Origin of the sequence: Phytobacter sp. SCO41 (assembly GCF_003073275.1) — a bacterium.
Classification (GTDB): domain Bacteria; phylum Pseudomonadota; class Gammaproteobacteria; order Enterobacterales; family Enterobacteriaceae; genus Phytobacter; species Phytobacter diazotrophicus.
Window position 1 is genome coordinate 3,216,091 of record NZ_CP027225.1, and the last position, 16,948, is coordinate 3,233,038.

Annotated in this window: 17 protein-coding genes; 9 read left to right on the top strand and 8 right to left on the bottom strand. The window is 51.9% G+C overall.

Features of this window, described 5'->3' with window-relative positions; translation table 11 throughout:
• Positions 1-41 precede the first annotated feature (41 nt).
• The 3 genes from C5523_RS15505 to C5523_RS15515 all read left to right on the top strand — a co-directional run bounded on the left by C5523_RS15505 (position 42) and on the right by C5523_RS15515 (position 2,418).
• Positions 42-935: a LysR family transcriptional regulator gene (locus C5523_RS15505; protein WP_108701462.1), complete on the top strand. Its 894-nt coding sequence runs from the start codon at positions 42-44 to the stop codon at positions 933-935.
• Positions 936-1,043: 108 nt separating this feature from the next.
• Entirely contained in the window at positions 1,044-1,451 is a 408-nt protein-coding gene (locus tag C5523_RS15510; protein WP_039079357.1) for a DoxX family protein, read from the top strand.
• Positions 1,452-1,461: 10 nt separating this feature from the next.
• Positions 1,462-2,418 (top strand): glutathione S-transferase family protein, encoded by a 957-nt coding sequence (locus tag C5523_RS15515; protein ID WP_108701463.1) that lies wholly within the window; start codon positions 1,462-1,464, stop codon positions 2,416-2,418.
• A gap of 328 nt (positions 2,419-2,746) precedes the next feature.
• On the opposite strand, the gene C5523_RS15520 is transcribed toward C5523_RS15515, so the two are convergent.
• From C5523_RS15520 to C5523_RS15530, 3 genes are all read right to left on the bottom strand, one after another.
• A complete protein-coding gene (locus tag C5523_RS15520; protein WP_108701464.1) occupies positions 2,747-3,133 on the bottom strand; it encodes a hypothetical protein in 387 nt (128 codons plus the stop codon).
• Between the two features lie 95 nt (positions 3,134-3,228).
• Positions 3,229-3,678 carry an SMI1/KNR4 family protein gene (locus C5523_RS15525; protein WP_172960898.1) on the bottom strand — a complete coding sequence of 150 codons (450 nt, stop codon included), beginning with the start codon at positions 3,676-3,678 and terminating at the stop codon, positions 3,229-3,231.
• A 140-nt stretch (positions 3,679-3,818) separates the two neighbouring features.
• Entirely contained in the window at positions 3,819-4,589 is a 771-nt protein-coding gene (locus C5523_RS15530; RefSeq protein WP_108701466.1) for an SDR family oxidoreductase, read from the bottom strand.
• Between the two features lie 94 nt (positions 4,590-4,683).
• On the opposite strand from C5523_RS15530, the gene C5523_RS15535 reads away from it, so the two are divergent.
• Positions 4,684-5,607, top strand: a complete 924-nt coding sequence (locus tag C5523_RS15535; protein WP_071194833.1) for an AraC family transcriptional regulator — start codon at positions 4,684-4,686, stop codon at positions 5,605-5,607.
• A gap of 118 nt (positions 5,608-5,725) precedes the next feature.
• Here the strand turns inward: C5523_RS15535 and C5523_RS15540 are convergent, their stop codons facing one another.
• The gene (locus tag C5523_RS15540) at positions 5,726-6,181 is read right to left on the bottom strand and encodes a GNAT family N-acetyltransferase (protein ID WP_172600664.1); all 456 of its coding nucleotides are present in this window, start codon (positions 6,179-6,181) and stop codon (positions 5,726-5,728) included.
• Positions 6,182-6,485: 304 nt separating this feature from the next.
• Between C5523_RS15540 and C5523_RS15545 the strand changes: the two genes are divergently transcribed.
• On the top strand, positions 6,486-7,964 hold the full coding sequence (locus tag C5523_RS15545; protein ID WP_071194831.1) for a PLP-dependent aminotransferase family protein: 1,479 nt from the start codon (positions 6,486-6,488) through the stop codon (positions 7,962-7,964).
• Positions 7,965-8,061: 97 nt separating this feature from the next.
• Here the strand turns inward: C5523_RS15545 and C5523_RS15550 are convergent, their stop codons facing one another.
• On the bottom strand, positions 8,062-8,412 hold the full coding sequence (locus C5523_RS15550; RefSeq protein ID WP_039079365.1) for a helix-turn-helix domain-containing protein: 351 nt from the start codon (positions 8,410-8,412) through the stop codon (positions 8,062-8,064).
• Positions 8,413-8,748: 336 nt separating this feature from the next.
• Between C5523_RS15550 and C5523_RS15555 the strand changes: the two genes are divergently transcribed.
• Together C5523_RS15555 and oqxB are read left to right on the top strand one after the other, a co-directional pair.
• Entirely contained in the window at positions 8,749-9,924 is a 1,176-nt protein-coding gene (locus C5523_RS15555) for an efflux RND transporter periplasmic adaptor subunit (RefSeq protein WP_071194830.1), read from the top strand.
• Positions 9,925-9,947: 23 nt separating this feature from the next.
• Entirely contained in the window at positions 9,948-13,100 is a 3,153-nt protein-coding gene (oqxB, locus tag C5523_RS15560) for a multidrug efflux RND transporter permease subunit OqxB (RefSeq protein ID WP_108701467.1), read from the top strand.
• Between the two features lie 69 nt (positions 13,101-13,169).
• Here oqxB and C5523_RS15565 read toward each other — a convergent pair whose 3' ends face one another.
• Positions 13,170-13,649 (bottom strand): Rrf2 family transcriptional regulator, encoded by a 480-nt coding sequence (locus tag C5523_RS15565; RefSeq protein WP_108701468.1) that lies wholly within the window; start codon positions 13,647-13,649, stop codon positions 13,170-13,172.
• A gap of 316 nt (positions 13,650-13,965) precedes the next feature.
• Positions 13,966-14,484 (bottom strand): DUF2569 family protein, encoded by a 519-nt coding sequence (locus tag C5523_RS15570; RefSeq protein ID WP_108701469.1) that lies wholly within the window; start codon positions 14,482-14,484, stop codon positions 13,966-13,968.
• A 234-nt stretch (positions 14,485-14,718) separates the two neighbouring features.
• On the opposite strand from C5523_RS15570, the gene catA reads away from it, so the two are divergent.
• Both catA and C5523_RS15580 read left to right on the top strand, forming a co-directional pair.
• On the top strand, positions 14,719-15,396 hold the full coding sequence (gene catA, locus C5523_RS15575; protein WP_071194828.1) for a type A chloramphenicol O-acetyltransferase: 678 nt from the start codon (positions 14,719-14,721) through the stop codon (positions 15,394-15,396).
• 78 nt (positions 15,397-15,474) lie between these two features.
• Positions 15,475-15,690: a CPCC family cysteine-rich protein gene (locus C5523_RS15580; RefSeq protein ID WP_108701470.1), complete on the top strand. Its 216-nt coding sequence runs from the start codon at positions 15,475-15,477 to the stop codon at positions 15,688-15,690.
• A 54-nt stretch (positions 15,691-15,744) separates the two neighbouring features.
• Here C5523_RS15580 and C5523_RS15585 read toward each other — a convergent pair whose 3' ends face one another.
• Positions 15,745-16,230, bottom strand: coding sequence for a GNAT family N-acetyltransferase (locus tag C5523_RS15585; RefSeq protein ID WP_108701471.1), 486 nt, complete (start codon positions 16,228-16,230; stop codon positions 15,745-15,747).
• Between the last annotated feature and the right edge of the window lie 718 nt (positions 16,231-16,948).

Sequence of the window (16,948 nt, forward strand, 5' to 3'; positions counted from 1 at the left end):
TGCTATGGTATTTTTTTGCTGATGAGAAGCGGGTAGAACGAATGGAGCGGCTGGATTGCGACCGTATGTTTGTCGCGGTGATGGAAACAGGCAGTTTTACGGCGGCGGCGCAACGGTGTGGTACCAGCCACGGTCAGGCATCGAAATTGATCTCCCGGCTGGAGAGCGAACTGGGCGTTAACCTGCTGCGCCGCAGCACCCGCTCACTGACCCCCACCGAGGTGGGCCTGGCCTACTACGAACGAATCCGTCAGCTTCTGGTCGATTACGACGCGCTTAATGATGCCGTTCGCAATAGCGCCAACGCCCCTTCCGGGCTGCTGCGCATTTCGGCCCCTGTCACGTTTGGCGTCTCACAACTGGCACCACATCTGGTGGAATTCGCCCGCCGCTATCCGGATATCGAACTGGATGTCAGCTTTTCCGACAGGCTCGTTAACGTGGTGGATGAAGGCTTTGATCTGGCCCTGCGTATCGGCAGCCTGAGTGACAGCAGCCTGATTGCCCGCCGTTTATGCCCGATTCGCAGTGTAGTCGTCGCCGCCCAAAGCTACCTTGAACGCCACGGCGAACCGGTACACTGGTCAGAGCTGGAACAGCACGCCCTGATTGTTGATACCAATTTTCGCGATCCCTGGCACTGGCCGTTTCGCGATACCCAACAGCAAATGCATTTGCAGCCGGTTCGCGGGCGAATCAAATTCTCCAATGCGGAAGCTTGTATGGAGGCCGCCTGCGCCGGGTTGGGGATTGCCAGAGTGCCGATGTTTATCGCTGAAAAAGCATTGAATGCGCAGCGTGTGGTGCCCATTCTGGCTCCTTTTGAGGCGCCGCCGCTGGCACTCTATGCGGTCTATCCCCCGGCCCGCTATCTGGCGCAGAAAGCCCGCGTGTTAATCGATTTTCTGGCGGCAACGTACGCCTCGCTGTCGTAGCCATGATTGTTTCCATTATGGAAATAAATATCCTCTTTTTGACCCAATAATCATTGGGCTGGAAACACTCTATAGTCTTTTCATCAACCTATTCGAGAGGACACAACCATGACTGATTCACGTACTGCTCCCTATGCATCTCTGCTGTTGCGCCTGGCGCTGGGTATTCTGTTTCTGGCGCACTTTAGCCTGAAATTCTTTGTTTTTACCCCGGCGGGTACCGCGAAGTTTTTTGCCTCTCTCGGTCTGCCTGGCGGGCTGGCCTATCTCACCATGGCGGTTGAACTGGTGGGGGCGATCGCGCTGATCCTCGGTATCTATAGCCGTATCGTTGCCATCGTGCTGATTCCGATTCTGTTGGGCGCTATCTTCACCGTTCATGGCCCGGCTGGCTTTTTCTTCACTAACCCGAACGGCGGCTGGGAATTCCCGGCATTCTGGATAGTGGGTCTGCTTGCTCTGGCGCTGACCGGTGATGGAAAATACGCGCTCAAACCGACCCCTTTTAAAGGCTAGAGGAGTACACATGCTGATTGACGGAAAATGGACGGCGGACTGGCACCCTGTGCAGGCTACCGATGAAAAAGGCGGGTTTGTGCGCCAGACTTCCAGTTTTCGCCACTGGGTGACGCCTGACGGGGCGCCCGGTATTACGGGCGAAGGCGGTTTTATCGCCGAACCGGGACGCTACCATCTGTATGTCGCGCTGATTTGCCCGTGGGCCTCGCGTACGCTGATTGCCCGGAAGCTGAAAGGGCTGGAAGAGGTTATCAGTGTCTCGGTGGTTGAACCCTGGCTGCTGGAGGAAGGCTGGCATTTCGGCGATTACCCCGGCACCGACCGCGACACGATCAATAACGTCGAGTGGCTGCATCAGCTTTATACCAAAGCCGATCCAACCTTTACCGGCCGCGCGACGGTCCCGGTGCTGTGGGATAAGAAAACCCATACCATCGTGAATAACGAATCCGCTGATATCATACGGATGCTCAACAGCGGCTTTGGCGAACTGGCGCGTGGCAGTATTGATCTCTACCCCGCCGCCCTGCGTGAAGAGATTGATCAGCTCAACGCCGAGATTTATCCAACGCTGAATAACGGTGTGTACCGCGCCGGTTTTGCCACCACCCAGGTCAGTTATGAGGAGGCAGTCAGTGATGTGTTCTGCATGCTCGATACGCTGGAAACGCGTCTTGCAACGCGGGAATTTCTCTGCGGTGGACAGCTAACCGAAGCCGATATCCGTCTGTTTGTGACCCTGGTGCGGTTTGATGCCGCCTACCATGGGGTGTTCAAATGTAATCGGCGTAAGCTTGCGGAATACCCGCATCTGGACCGCTATCTGCGGACAATGCTGGCGGTTCCGGGCATCCGGGAAACGGTGAATATTGATCACATCAAGCAGGGCTACTATTCCATCAAGGCGCTCAATCCAAATGGGATTGTTCCGCAGGGGCCGGATCTCAGTGCGTATGGCTTATAAGTCAGTCGCAGAAAGCGAGATCATCGCAGGGTGAGGAGGCCAGGCGGCTATGGAGGAGGGTTCCGTTCACTTTACGTTCATGCCGAAATGGAACCTCCGGATACGTGGATGGGTAAAGGGGAACACCGCGTTCCCCTTTACAATCCCCGCGGCCCCGGATGGCGGCGCAAGCGCCTGATCCGGGCTACAAAACGTTCAGGCCGCACTAAATAGTCCCCTCGCCCTGTGGGCTGAGGAATCCCCACAAAAATGCGAGCACGATCGGTCCCCTCTCCTCTTTGGGGAGAGGGTTAGGGTGAGGGGGAAAATGCGGCTCGGGAGGTGGGGGTTATAAAAACGCGGTTTCGCTGCTCCCCACGCTTTTCAGCTCAAGCCCTACAAATTTGAGCCCTATTCCGTGTTCACGATCTATATCGGTTGCAAACATAAACCCGAAATTATCTTTCGCATCAGGAGACAGATAAATTTTCACCAGAATAAGATCTGTCGCCTCTGCGCCGTATACCCGTTTGCAGTAAGCCTGAGTTTCCGCTGTGATTTTCTGCGAGAAAGCGTTCTGTTTCTCAATAAGAAACTGGATATCGTTCCTCATTTTGTCATCAGGCGAATGCGCTTCCAGATTTATGCACTGAACAGGTTCAGAACCGAATATCGGTAAAAGCAAATCAACTGCGGCACCTTCATCATCGGCATAGTATTCCAGTTCTACGGACATCTTTCGGGTTCCTTTTATCGGGACCTCAGGGCAGTGATGGTTTCTCTGCCCTCAGCGAATTCATATCTGGCAATGCTTGCAAGAAAACGAGGGAATTAAAATCCCCAGGCTTCATCTTCGGTTATTACCTTGCTGATGAAACTCTCGAGACTTTGCTCAAGAAAAATATTCTTCTGGCTTTCCAGATTGGCAAAATAGACGGCCCCATCATCCATATTCATACAGTAGGGAAACCCACCGCCGTCAATGGCAAAGGGAAGAAAGTTTGCCGGGAGAATCTTCTTATCAACAACCAGCGTTCTGTAGTAGCCATCAGCGGTCAACAAACCTGGGCTGTTAGCACGCAAAATCGACAGAAAGTATTTGATATCGTTCTCATATTTTTCACTCTGGTAAACGCGCCGCCCATCCTCAAGCTTGCCACCGTTACTGATGAGCCATAACGAGGTTAAAACATCAGGGAAAGAGACGCCCAGCGATGCTTCAATATCGCCAAGCTCATCAGCCGTGACGGCGGGCGATGAATCTACGAGTTTAATCATCATGTCGTTACCTGTTGGCAATAAGCAGCAATATGGCCTCTCAGCCATCCTTAATAGCAAGAAATAGTAACAGCTTCTCTTGCTTCATACTCATCACCACCATGATCGCCTCGTCGATTCATTCCCCTTTTCACCCTCGAATATCAGTAAGAAAAGGGTGAACGTTGCTGCGCCTCTTGTAAAAAATGGGTGGCATCTTCACCGGCGGCGGTATACAGCGGCGCGTTTTGATCGTTCGCAACGGCAAAAATGGCATTCGCGACATCCCCGGCGTGAGTCACCGGCGAATGGCTATCGCGCGCCATCTGAATAAACGCATCCACCATCGCGCCATACACCGGATCGTCTTGTCCACCAAAATAGGCCCGCGCATTCTCGCCAAACTTCGTCTCTGGTGAGCGCCCCGGCAACACCACATGAACGCGAATACCCAATGGCCTGACCTCAATGGCTAATGACTCGCTCCAGGCATTCAGCGCCGCTTTACTTGCACGATAAAGCCCAATCAGCGGCATTGCTTTGGTTGTCACTGACGATGAAACATTGATGATAATCCCTGATTTTTTCTCTCTCATTAGCGGCAGAAACGCCTGGGTTAACACGAGCGTCCCCAGAACATTGGTGTTCATTAACTGCTGCGCGGTTGCCAGGGGCGTGAGTTCAACAGGTACCGGTGCGCCAAAACCGGCATTATTCACCAGCAGGTCAATCGCCCCGGCCTTTTTCACCACATTATCAACGCTGTCAGCGGAAGTGATATCCAGCGGCAAAAGAGTCAGGTTGTCGCTTTCAGGTAACAGCGTCGGATCGGGCGTTCTCATGGTTGCAATCACTTTCCAGCCTTTGTCTAAAAAGAGTTTTGCTGTTGCAAGCCCAAAACCCGATGAGCATCCGGTAATCAGTGCAGTCGACATGTTTAATCCTCTCTGTTGGCAAGAGCAACGATCATAGCCGCCTCTGTCTGGACAATATATAATCAAAAATCCAGTAAAATTTAGAGAGCGTCCAATGTCAGACCCGTTAACCGATATTGTTACCTTGCTCAACCCCAGGCCCACCCATACCAAACTCGTTGAGGGTGCGGGTCAGTGGCGCATTGTCCGGGAATCTTGCGGAGAGGCGTTTTACTGCGCAGTGTTACAAGGCGAATGTCTGATAAGCATTAACGGCAAAGCGCCAAAATTGCTGGTATCCGGCGATTTCATTCTGATACCCGCAACCTACACGTTTGAAAACACCAATGCGGGCACGTCTGCGCCGACGGACATTACGACGCCGACCCTTATTGGCGATGGGCACGTGAGAATTGGCGCAACAACAGGACCGGCTGAATTTCTGATGAATGTGGGGCACTGCGAATTCGACACGCCGGACAAACAGCTTATCGTCGCGTTACTGCCCAACGAGATCCTGGTGAAAGGACAACAGCGTTTTGTCACCCTGCTTGAACTTCTGCTTGATGAAAGCCAGGCCCGGCGGCCAGGACGTGAAGTGGTATTGATGCGTCTTTTACAGTTATTACTGGTTGAGTCGTTGCGAAGCCATGATTGTCTGTCGGGAACGGCAGGTATTTTGCGGGGATTACAACACGAAAAAATCGCCATCGCTCTGCATCTCATTCATGAAAAACCCGACATTGACTGGCAAATAGCACAGCTCGCCAGCCACTGTGCGATGTCGCGTTCCTCTTTTTTCGCCATATTCAACGAAACAGTCGGTATGCCGCCCATGCAATATCTGCTCTTCTGGCGAATGTCGTTGGCCAGAAAAGCACTGTTGAGCAGTACGGATAAAATCGAACAGATCGCATTTCGCATTGGATATCAGTCAGCGAGCGCCTTCAACGTCGCCTTCACGAAATATGTAGGGATGCCGCCGGGGGTATTCCGACGCCAGAAACCCCATGCTATCTCTGTGGAGCCGCATTACTGATGAAAAGCCAGTGTTGAATACTCTTTCTGTAAATTATCACTGGCCTTGTCTTTACGCACTTTCCCCCTAAATAAAACAGGCTTTGCGGCGTTTGTTGAAGGGGGAGCCATTGCGCGGATTATCTTACCTGCATCCGATATTCAATCATGCCGCTTTTTTTCGCTATCCAGTCATATAATCTTTGCGCACGATAATTCGCTTCGTGGGTGTGCCAGTAAAGATGGCTGGCATGGCGTTTTCTGGCTTCTTTCTGGACATATTCAATTAACTGTTTGCCAATCTGTTTGCCGCGTGTATTTTCGCTGACATATAAATCTTCAAGATAACAGTAATCACTTTCCGCCCAGGTTGAACGGTGAAAAAGATAATGGGCGAAACCCACCACCTCGCCATTACTTTTCGCGACAGCACAGAATATCGGCTCGATTGGATTGGCAAAGCGCTCCCAGGTGCGCGTTGTGACCGCGTCAGGAATATCAACATTATAAAATATTTGATAATTTTTCCACAGCGGCAACCAGCTTTCATAATCCATTTCGCTGGCTGCTTCAATTGTGATAACCACTGTATTCATAATAATAACCTCTTTATTTTCTGGCTTGTTCTGTATTGGAGTGAATCATTAATTAAAAAACGCAGGCAGCGTAGGTGTTGGCTTTATTCAAACACGAAAAGCACAGGCAACGTGCCGATATATGACGCGCCTTATCGCTGCCGCTCCACCCTGCCTGTCATTGACGCTTCGGCAATAATGATAAGGTTAAAATGGCAGGTTTAGCCCCACCAATTTTTCACAATGCAGCAGACCAATTTATCTTCTGGCAGCAGACCATCCTGTTATAGACTGGATGATGACGGAAGTAATAACGGAGAAACGGATGTTTAAGCATGCCCAGCTTGAAACGGTAAAGGCCTGGATGATGGATCCGGCAAACGGCTCACTGCCTCTTCATGAACGGATCCAGAGAGCAATACGCGCACTTATCCTGGAAGGCATTTTATCTCACGGCAAAGCCCTCCCCGCCTCGCGTGCATTAGCCATCTCACTCAATGTTTCCCGCGACACCATTGAAGCCGCCTATACGCGTCTGCATGCGGAGGGGTTTATTGAAAGGCACACGGGTAAAGGCAGCTTTGTTTCTGCCAGCGCCCGATTTCTGAAATCACATTCCCGGCAACGCCAGTCCGCCGCTGAGGTACGTGAACCCACGCTCAGTGCGCGGGGAAATGTGATGTACAAAAGTGGGGGGATACGTGAATTTTCATCGCCTCGCCCACTGGCGCCGGGGATCCCCGAAACTCGTCTGTTTCCGGTGCAAACCTGGGAGCGACTTGAGCGGCAGGTACTAAAAGAGTATCGCCACCGTGCGCTGGAGCAAAGCCCGCCTCAGGGGACAGAGCGGTTACGGCGGGCCATCGCAGAGTATGTCAATCTGGAACGCGGCGCGCATGCCACGCCTGAACGTATCATCATTCTGACAAGTTCCCAGCAGGCGCTCGCCCTCTGTTCTCATGTCCTGATGGACAGCGGCGATGCCATCGTGATTGAAGATCCGACCTATCAGGGGGCGCAAAAAGCGTTTAAGGCTGCCGGACTGAACAGCCTTCCGGTTCCGCTTGATGAGAAAGGGCTGTGTATCGAGTCACTTAATGCTCTGACAGCGCCGGCGAAAGCTATCTATCTTACCCCTTCCCATCAGTATCCTACCGGCGTCACCCTGTCTCTTGACCGACGGCTGGCGGTCATCGACTGGGCAAACCGTCACCAGGCCTGGATTATTGAAGATGACTATGACAGCGAGTTTCACTATGAAGGCAAGCCGATGGCCTGCGTGCAGGGGCTGGATGCCTTTAACCGGACAATCTATATCGGGACGTTCACCAAGTCTCTTTTTCCGGGGCTACGCATTGCCTGGATGATTGTGCCCGCAGAACTTGTTGAACCGCTGACGATGGCAAGGACGTTAATGGACGGTCATACCGCCTCCATCACGCAACTGACCGTCGCCAAATTTCTGGAGGGTGGCCATTTTGGTTCCTATGTCCGGATGATGCGGGAAGTTTATGTTGCTCGCCGTGACAAACTGGCAAGCCTGATTGAAGAGCGTCTTTCTGATTTTGTCGTTGGCATAACGCCAACGGGCGGAATGCAGATGCCCTGCCATCTCAGGAAGGGCATTTCCGAAGCAGCCGTCGCCGCAGCCGCCCGACGTGCAGGTATTGATATGCTTGGGCTTGCCGAATTATATGCAAATGAACCGGCATCAACCGGTTTTTTGATGGGTTTTGCGGCTTACACGGAGAAGGAAATAGAAGACGCGGTAGAAAAAATCGCCGCCCTTTTTCGTCTTCTCTGAGGCTTTGGCGTGTCAGCCCGACACCCGCCTCACTCAATGTGCCTGCCGCTGGCAGGCCGCCAATATCATCCTGAACGGATGCGAGCTATGTGGATTGCTAGCCTAATCGCTGCATTTCAGCGCGGCCAATACTGCGTCGCCATGCGCCAGGGGCCTGCCCGTAGTGACGCTTAAAGCTGCGGTTGAAAGACTGCTGAGAGTCAAAGCCCAACGCGATGGCCACATTCAAAATCGGTTCGTCGCTGCGGGCTAACCGCTCGACCGATTTTTGCAGCTTTTGCGCACGAATATACTCGGCGAGACGATAGCCCGTATGCTCTTTGAAGATCCGCTGGAGGTGCCACTTCGAATAACCGGCGCGTCTGGAAACGGTATTGATATCGAGACGGCTTTCAATGTTGTTGTCGATCCAGTCGAGTAAATCGTGAATAAATGCGCCATTGTTCATTTTGTTTCCTCCCGCGCGGCTTACCAAAAAAGCATCTTTGTCTGTTGCATTTAAAGGTGGCCTGCTTTTGCAGTAAATGCAAGTTTTATTATTGCATTTAAATCCCTGCCTGAAATCTGACTTCTGCTCCTGACGCAAACAGCACATAAAGTGCAACAATTATTCTTGCACTTAATTTAGCACCTCCCTACAATCGCCGCGATAGTGTATTCGCAACTGTTACAGTTTTGTGGCGATGAACGACACAAATGGCCTTAAGCCAGCCCGGACAAAGGAAGTGGCGCGGCGTCCCCTGCTGCGTCTTGCCCGGCGGCTACAATTACCGGAATAAAAATAATGAGCCTGCAAAAACATTGGGTTAATTTTCGTCTGAATGCGCTGGGAGCAGTATTACTCTCCGTCATGCTCGTCGGATGCGATGAGGGTGTCGCGCAAAATGCCGTGCCACAAGCGCCTGCCGTGAGCGCCGCTGACGTGGTCGTGAAATCGATTAGCCAGTGGGATAGCTTTAACGGTCGGATTGAAGCGGTGGAAAGCGTTCAGCTACGTCCCCGCGTCTCTGGATACATTGATAAAGTGAATTACACCGACGGCCAGGAAGTGAAAAAAGGCGAGGTGCTGTTCACCATCGATGACAGAACCTATCGCGCCGCTCTGGAACAGGCGCAGGCAACGCTGGCGAGAGCCAAAACGCAGGCCAGCCTGGCGCAAAGTGAGGCCAGCCGTACCGATAAATTAATCAACACCAATCTGGTCTCCCGTGAAGAGTGGGAACAGCGTCGTTCCGCCGCCGCCCAGGCGCAGGCCGACATTCGTGCAGCGCAGGCGGCAGTTGATGCCGCACAGCTTAACCTGGACTTCACCAAAGTGACCGCCCCCATTGATGGCCGCGCCAGTCGTGCGCTGATCACCAGCGGTAACCTGGTCACGGCGGGCGACAGCGCCAGCGTACTCACCACGCTGGTATCGCAAAAGACGGTTTACGTCTACTTTGACGTGGATGAGTCGACCTACCTCCACTACCAGAACCTCGCCCGCAGCGGGCAAGGCGCATCCAGTAACCACCTGGCGTTACCGGTTGAGATTGGCCTGGTTGGCGAGGATGGCTATCCCCATCAGGGCAAAGTGGATTTTCTGGATAATCAGTTAACGCCGAGCACCGGCACTATCCGTATGCGCGCAATCCTGGATAACGCACAGCGTCAGTTCACGCCAGGGCTCTTTGCCCGCGTGCGTCTGCCGGGCAGCGCTGAGTTCAAAGCCACGCTTATCGACGACAAAGCAGTGCTGACCGACCAGGATCGCAAATATGTTTATATCGTTGATAAAGAAGGTAAAGCGCAGCGTCGCGATATTACGCCGGGGCGTCTGGCTGCCGGTTTACGTATCGTGCAGAAGGGGCTGAACCCTGGCGATAAAGTCATCGTCGATGGTTTACAAAAAGTGTTTATGCCGGGTATGCCGGTTAACGCGAAAACCGTTGCCATGACCACCAGCACCGCCCTCAACTGATCCCTTACCTGAGAATCCGACACATGGACTTTTCCCGCTTTTTTATCGACAGGCCGATTTTCGCCGCGGTGCTGTCGATTCTGATTTTCATTACAGGATTGATCGCTATCCCGCTGCTGCCGGTCAGCGAATATCCTGATGTCGTACCGCCCAGCGTTCAGGTACGCGCGGAGTATCCCGGCGCAAACCCGAAAGTGATTGCAGAGACCGTGGCGACGCCGCTGGAAGAAGCGATCAACGGCGTTGAAAACATGATGTACATGAAATCCGTTGCCGGCTCTGATGGCGTACTGGTCACCACTGTCACCTTCCGTCCGGGTACTGACCCCGATCAGGCGCAGGTTCAGGTGCAAAACCGCGTATCACAGGCCGAAGCGCGTCTGCCGGAAGATGTGCGGCGTCTGGGTATCACCACCCAGAAACAGTCGCCGACGCTGACGCTGGTGGTGCATCTGTTTTCACCCAACGGTAAGTACGACTCCCTGTATATGCGTAACTACGCCACGCTAAAAGTGAAGGATGAGCTGGCCCGTCTGCCGGGCGTTGGTCAAATCCAGATTTTTGGCTCCGGTGAATACGCCATGCGCATCTGGCTGGATCCCAATAAAGTCGCGGCACGTGGGTTGACCGCCTCCGATGTGGTAACGGCAATGCAGGAGCAAAACGTCCAGGTTTCCGCCGGGCAGCTTGGCGCCGAGCCGCTGCCGAAAGAGAGCGATTTCCTGATCTCCATTAACGCCCAGGGTCGCCTGCACACGGAAGAAGAGTTTGGCAATATTATTCTGAAAACGGCGCAAGACGGCTCGCTGGTCCGCCTGCGTGACGTGGCGCGAATTGAAATGGGCTCCGGCAGCTATGCGCTGCGCTCCCAGCTTAACAACAAAGACGCGGTCGGGATTGGTATCTTCCAGTCGCCGGGGGCCAACGCCATCGATCTGTCTAACGCGGTGCGCGCCAAGATGGACGAACTGTCGAAGCGTTTCCCGGATGATATGAAGTGGGCGGCCCCTTACGATCCGACGGTGTTTGTTCGCGATTCCATTCGCGCAGTTGTGCAAACGCTGCTGGAAGCGGTGGTGCTGGTTGTGCTGGTGGTGATTCTGTTCCTGCAGACCTGGCGCGCGTCGATTATTCCGCTGATCGCGGTGCCGGTATCGGTGGTAGGCACGTTCAGTATTCTCTACCTGCTTGGCTTCTCGCTGAATACCCTGAGTCTGTTCGGGCTGGTGCTGGCTATCGGTATCGTCGTGGATGACGCCATCGTGGTGGTGGAAAACGTTGAGCGAAATATCGAAGAGGGGCTGGCTCCACTTGCGGCGGCCCATCAGGCGATGCGTGAAGTCTCCGGGCCGATTATCGCGATTGCACTGGTGCTGTGCGCGGTGTTTGTGCCGATGGCGTTCCTCTCCGGGGTGACCGGTCAGTTCTATAAACAGTTTGCGGTGACGATCGCGATTTCGACGGTGATCTCGGCCATCAACTCGCTGACGCTTTCACCAGCGCTGGCTGCCCTGCTGTTAAAACCGCACGGTGCGCCGAAAGACTACCCTACCCGCCTGATCGATCGTCTGTTCGGCTGGATTTTCCGTCCGTTTAACCGCTTTTTCCACCGTAGCTCGGACGGCTATCAGGGGCTGGTTGGCAAAACGCTCGGACGCCGTGGCGCGGTGTTTGTTGTCTATGTGCTGCTGCTCTGCGCCGCGGGCGTGATGTTTAAAGCCGTCCCCGGCGGGTTTATTCCGACACAGGATAAGCTCTATTTAATTGGCGGTGTGAAAATGCCGGAAGGCTCTTCGCTGGAACGCACCGATGCGGTGATCCGCAAGATGAGCGAAATCGGGATGAATACCGAAGGCGTGGATTATGCGGTCGCCTTTCCAGGGCTGAATGCGTTGCAGTTCACCAATACGCCAAATACCGGGACGGTCTTTTTTGGCCTGAAACCGTTCGATCAGCGTAAACATTCTGCTGCGGAAATTAACGCGGAGATCAACGCGAAAATCGCGCAAATCCAGCAGGGCTTCGGTTTCTCCATTTTGCCGCCGCCGATATTAGGGCTGGGTCAGGGTTCTGGCTATTCGCTTTATATTCAGGACCGCGCCGGGCTTGGCTATGGCGCGCTGCAAACCGCGGTGAACACGATGTCCGGTGCGATTATGCAGACGCCAGGAATGCACTTCCCAATCTCCACCTACCAGGCTAACGTGCCGCAACTGGATGTGCAGGTTGATCGTGATAAGGCGAAAGCACAGGGCGTGTCGCTGACCGATCTTTTCGGTACGCTGCAAACCTATCTGGGGTCGTCGTATGTCAACGATTTCAACCAGTTCGGTCGTACCTGGCGCGTGATGGCGCAGGCCGACGGGCCATACCGCGAAAGCGTGGAAGATATTGCCAATTTGCGTACCCGCAATAATCAGGGCGAAATGGTGCCGATTGGCAGTATGGTCAATATCAGTACGACTTACGGGCCGGACCCGGTGATTCGTTACAATGGCTATCCGGCGGCGGATCTCATTGGCGATGCCGATCCTCGCGTACTCTCCTCCTCACAGGCGATGACACAACTGGACGGAATGTCTAAGCAGATCCTGCCCAATGGGATGAATATTGAATGGACGGACCTGAGCTACCAGCAGGCCACTCAGGGTAATACGGCGCTGATCGTCTTCCCGGTCGCGGTTCTGCTTGCGTTCCTGGTTCTGGCGGCGCTGTATGAAAGCTGGACGCTGCCGCTGGCGGTGATCCTTATCGTGCCGATGACCATGCTGTCCGCACTGTTCGGCGTCTGGCTGACCGGTGGCGATAACAACGTGTTTGTGCAGGTCGGTCTGGTGGTACTCATGGGGCTTGCCTGTAAAAACGCCATTCTGATCGTGGAGTTTGCCCGTGAGCTGGAAATCCAGGGCAAAGGAATCATGGAAGCGGCGCTTGAAGCTTGTCGCCTGCGTTTACGCCCGATTGTGATGACCTCTATCGCCTTTATTGCCGGGACGATCCCGCTGATTTTCGGCCACGGCGCGGGGGCGGAAGTGCGCGGCGTCACCGGGATCACGGTGTTCTCTGGCATGCTGGGCGTGACGCTGTTCGGTCTGTTCCTGACCCCGGTGTTTTACGTGACACTGCGTAAATTCGTCACGCGCGGTAAAGAGGAAAGAGAGGTTTTGCCAGCCTGAGTCACTGTTGCAGATAACAAAAAACCGCCTTCACAGTGAAGGCGGTTTTTTTTCGCAATATGAAAAGTATTAAAGCGCTTTTTTAAACCGATCATTCAGTTCAGGCAGCAGATCGCACCCGCTGGTATCGGCTTTTTTGACCTTTTCCAGCGCGCTTGCCACGGTATGGCGAGCGAGTACATCTAACGACGCCCGCTCCGCTTCATCGGCAATCGATTTGAAATACCAGCACGCGTTGGCACTGACCACGCAGCGGGCCGGTATGTCGGGGCGCGACGCCCACAGCTTTTTATCTTCGATGACCGAAAGGTAGATATCGCGCAGGGTGATCTCTTCAGGCGGACGACCAAGATGAATAGAGCCGTTGCGGCCAAGCGTAGAGACGATAATCCCATCACGCGTGAGAGGCACCATTAATTTACGGATAAAGCTCGGGTTTGCTTCCAGGCCGTAGGCCAGAATCGCACTCGTCGAACGTTCACCCAATTGCTCCGCCATCGCTACGCTGAGAACCATCTGCAAAGCTGTCGGGAAGCGGTAATCTAACATTTTATTGTCCTGGGTCGCGGTGAATCTTGTTCTTTTTGGCACCGCAGAGGTGAATAACCAATGAGCAATAATATAACAAATACAGTCTTTTTTTTGAAGCAATCAACGCGTGACCTGGCCCGTAAAAAAGAGTTTCCACGTATGACAGAGATGTCATTCAATGCCAGATGACGACATTATCTGGTAAGAATCAAAAAAATTCTCAAGCGTGATCGATACAGGCCAGAGCCTTTTCATGCCTGACCTGATTTATTTGCAAATGGAAACGATCACTTCATGCAACCAATACGCGCCAGGAACGGGGGCATATATGATATTACCAAATGAACGTCTTTTTAACCCGAACCGAAAAACGGAAGTACGGTATCCATATGCAGGCGAAAATTATGTATCTGACAATAGGCATAATCATGTCGAAATTCAGCGCAAGATGCGCGAATAAGTATGAAGTGATGGCCCGGTCAATCATCATGATCGTGATACTGGCAACCAGTAGCACGCTAAACGCCAGAGGTAACGCTCTCTTTTTACGCACAAAAAGAGACGTAACATAGATAACCAGGAGCAGTAAAATCAGGTTAATCCCTGCGGCAGTAAAAAGATAGGATGTCTGGTAAACAGGAATACGACCGAGCATGTTCGTACCCAGTTTTAATGTCACTATCAGAGACGTGAAATAATCGTAGGCCATGAGCAAAATATTGAGGAGTGGCAGGAACAACAGTCCACCGATTTTTCTGTACCGTTTTTCCTCACATTCAGCACAATATTCAAGGTGTTGCGCGATCTCCTTATCACAGGTTAAGCAGGTCCATTTGAAAGGGGTCTCCGTCATTATTCATCCTTTTTAGTGTGTTCGCTCTTAACGAACTTGCTTCATTCCAGGATGAGTTAACGGCTAACCGTGAAGATTCTTTAGGGTGATTGCGTTTTTACCGTTGGGTGCAGAGTAACACGAGTATAAAAACGCCCTGCCCGTGCGAAATGGCCATGGCCCCGCAAGCTTGATTAGTTTATGAAAAAATCTTAGGCTACCCCCTAAAATATAATGGATAATCAAAGGCTAAAAATGAAAAATATAACTCCGGAATATACCGTTGTCGACTTATCGCGCTGGGCAAGGAAAGAACATTTCGACGCATTCCAGAGCTTCGCGCAGTGTACATTTAGCCAAACTGTGCAAATCGATATTACCGCGCTGCTAAAACATATTAAGGAGGTCGGCTGGAAATTTTACCCCACGATGATTTTCCTCCTTGCAAAAATAGTGAACAGGCATGCGGAATTTCGTATGGCCATCAAGAACAACGAGCTTGTCGTATGGAATGACAGCCATCCAGCCTATACGATTTTCCATGATGAAACGGAGACCTTTTCGTCATTATGGAGTCACTACGACGGTAATATTCACCACTTCCAGAACATTTTTTCAGAAGACGTGGCGCGCTATCGCAATAACCTTTCCTATCTGCCTAAAGAAGAGTCGCGGGAAAATATATTTTTTGTATCGGCTAATCCTTGGGTAAGTTTTACCGGTTTTAATATCAATGTTGCCCATATGCAGAACTTTTTTGCCCCCATGTTTACCCTTGGTAAATACTACACACAGGGTGACAAAGTCTTGTTACCCCTCGCCGTCCAGGTACATCATGCCGTCTGCGATGGTTTCCATGTGGCACGATTGATCAACGAGTTACAAGAGATGAGTGATGACTTGTCGCACTATTCAGAGTCACGCAATAGCTGATGCACCCGACATTTTTGTATGGAGTTGGCAATAAGGAGAGCAGATGGGAAAATCTGAACAACCAGGGACAGTGGAAAAATGAAAGAAAATAAACACTCTCCCTGTTTATGCTGCGGTAAGAGAACGCTCGAAGAGAGAGGGAATTATGAAATTTGCGCCGTCTGCGGATGGGAAGATGATCCAGTGCAGTCCGCAGATCCTGATTTTGCGGGTGGGGCTAATTCGTTAAGTTTACATGCGTGCAGACTGGCGTGGGCGGCTGTTCAACGTAATAAGCCAACGCAGTCTGAATAGCCATTTCGCTTCGGGTTCGAAGCGGAGATATTGCATGATACACAGACCTGTTTATTACACGGCCCGTTGCAGAATTTCGCCGGGCAGACCGTCAAAATCTCTGAATTCACGCGTGATAAAATTCTTGTTCGTCAGGATCTTTTTTGATGCCAGGTTCGCAGGATCGACAATCGCAATGAGTATAGAGATTTCAGGGTTTCTGCAGGCCTGCTCGACCAGTATTGTGGCAACTTTGCTCGCAATACCAAGCCCCCAATATTCCGGTAGCAGCATATAGCCCAGTTCGGCGGTCTTCGGTTGGTCAGCCACAGATGCCAGTTTGGCGAGGCCGATAAAATTACCCTGCTTATCATCCGTGATTCGGTAATAGCCCAAATCTGAATGGCGGGCATTCTCGTCGAGTATGAGTTTAAAGTCACGAGAGGCCTCATCACAGGGAATGGCACGTTCTGTGATCATCGCCATAACATCGATATTACTGACAAGTTTTAAATAATCCGCAAAATGTATTTCAGCAAACTTTTCCAATAACAAATCCATTTATTACCTCATAAAACCATTAGCAGCCAAAGTAAATATCGCATTACTCTATTTGCATGAAGAGCATTATTGGCATTGTATCAATATGAATGCACTTTTAAAATTGATGGGGCCAGAACCCGTTTTTTACATATGCTCTTTTCTGGCACGAAACAGCTATCTCCGGCAGGCGAAATCAGCATGTCCATTTTTATTCTACCGCCCCTTCGCTTAAGGTGCGCTCAGATCCGTCACCCGCTGCACGGTTCTTACTGAAAGCTCCCTGATGTCGCTCAGGTAACGAATGTATAAGCGAAATTTTTCAGTCAAACCGTTGAACTAACTTTTTCTAACCTCCGACGCCCTGCTCCCTGTTTATTCATCGGCATATCAGGACCCGTACTAAGTAGACAGGCCTGTATGGGGGTGGGAGGTCTGTTAAGCGCGAGGAGAGGTCCTTTAAGCCAGTATATATCAGATGCAGGATTAACACTGGCATGTGATAATCAACAGGGGGCAAGTCAAATGAAGTGGCAATGATCAGCGGGAAATCCTCAGCTATTGAAGCCAAATTTGTCGATGATTGGGCTAGTTCTATTCGAAACCCAGAAAGCCCGGCTGGCTCGAAACCATGGTCAGTAGCTGAAGGCGGAAAAATACTCCTCTGGTTTCGATGGCGGAGCTATCTATCATACGAACAGCCCAGAATTAGCTAGTTATTATTCGAAGGTATTTACCG

Bases quoted from the DNA above. Each gene is read 5' to 3' on its own strand.
- C5523_RS15505 (WP_108701462.1), top strand. From the start codon at position 42: ATGGAGCGGCTGGATTGCGACCGTATGTTTGTCGCGGTGATGGAAACA.
- C5523_RS15510 (WP_039079357.1), top strand. From the start codon at position 1,044: ATGACTGATTCACGTACTGCTCCCTATGCATCTCTGCTGTTGCGCCTG.
- C5523_RS15515 (WP_108701463.1), top strand. From the start codon at position 1,462: ATGCTGATTGACGGAAAATGGACGGCGGACTGGCACCCTGTGCAGGCT.
- C5523_RS15520 (WP_108701464.1), bottom strand. From the start codon at position 3,133: ATGTCCGTAGAACTGGAATACTATGCCGATGATGAAGGTGCCGCAGTT.
- C5523_RS15525 (WP_172960898.1), bottom strand. From the start codon at position 3,678: ATGATGATTAAACTCGTAGATTCATCGCCCGCCGTCACGGCTGATGAG.
- C5523_RS15530 (WP_108701466.1), bottom strand. From the start codon at position 4,589: ATGTCGACTGCACTGATTACCGGATGCTCATCGGGTTTTGGGCTTGCA.
- C5523_RS15535 (WP_071194833.1), top strand. From the start codon at position 4,684: ATGTCAGACCCGTTAACCGATATTGTTACCTTGCTCAACCCCAGGCCC.
- C5523_RS15540 (WP_172600664.1), bottom strand. From the start codon at position 6,181: ATGAATACAGTGGTTATCACAATTGAAGCAGCCAGCGAAATGGATTAT.
- C5523_RS15545 (WP_071194831.1), top strand. From the start codon at position 6,486: ATGTTTAAGCATGCCCAGCTTGAAACGGTAAAGGCCTGGATGATGGAT.
- C5523_RS15550 (WP_039079365.1), bottom strand. From the start codon at position 8,412: ATGAACAATGGCGCATTTATTCACGATTTACTCGACTGGATCGACAAC.
- C5523_RS15555 (WP_071194830.1), top strand. From the start codon at position 8,749: ATGAGCCTGCAAAAACATTGGGTTAATTTTCGTCTGAATGCGCTGGGA.
- oqxB (WP_108701467.1), top strand. From the start codon at position 9,948: ATGGACTTTTCCCGCTTTTTTATCGACAGGCCGATTTTCGCCGCGGTG.
- C5523_RS15565 (WP_108701468.1), bottom strand. From the start codon at position 13,649: ATGTTAGATTACCGCTTCCCGACAGCTTTGCAGATGGTTCTCAGCGTA.
- C5523_RS15570 (WP_108701469.1), bottom strand. From the start codon at position 14,484: ATGACGGAGACCCCTTTCAAATGGACCTGCTTAACCTGTGATAAGGAG.
- catA (WP_071194828.1), top strand. From the start codon at position 14,719: ATGAAAAATATAACTCCGGAATATACCGTTGTCGACTTATCGCGCTGG.
- C5523_RS15580 (WP_108701470.1), top strand. From the start codon at position 15,475: ATGAAAGAAAATAAACACTCTCCCTGTTTATGCTGCGGTAAGAGAACG.
- C5523_RS15585 (WP_108701471.1), bottom strand. From the start codon at position 16,230: ATGGATTTGTTATTGGAAAAGTTTGCTGAAATACATTTTGCGGATTAT.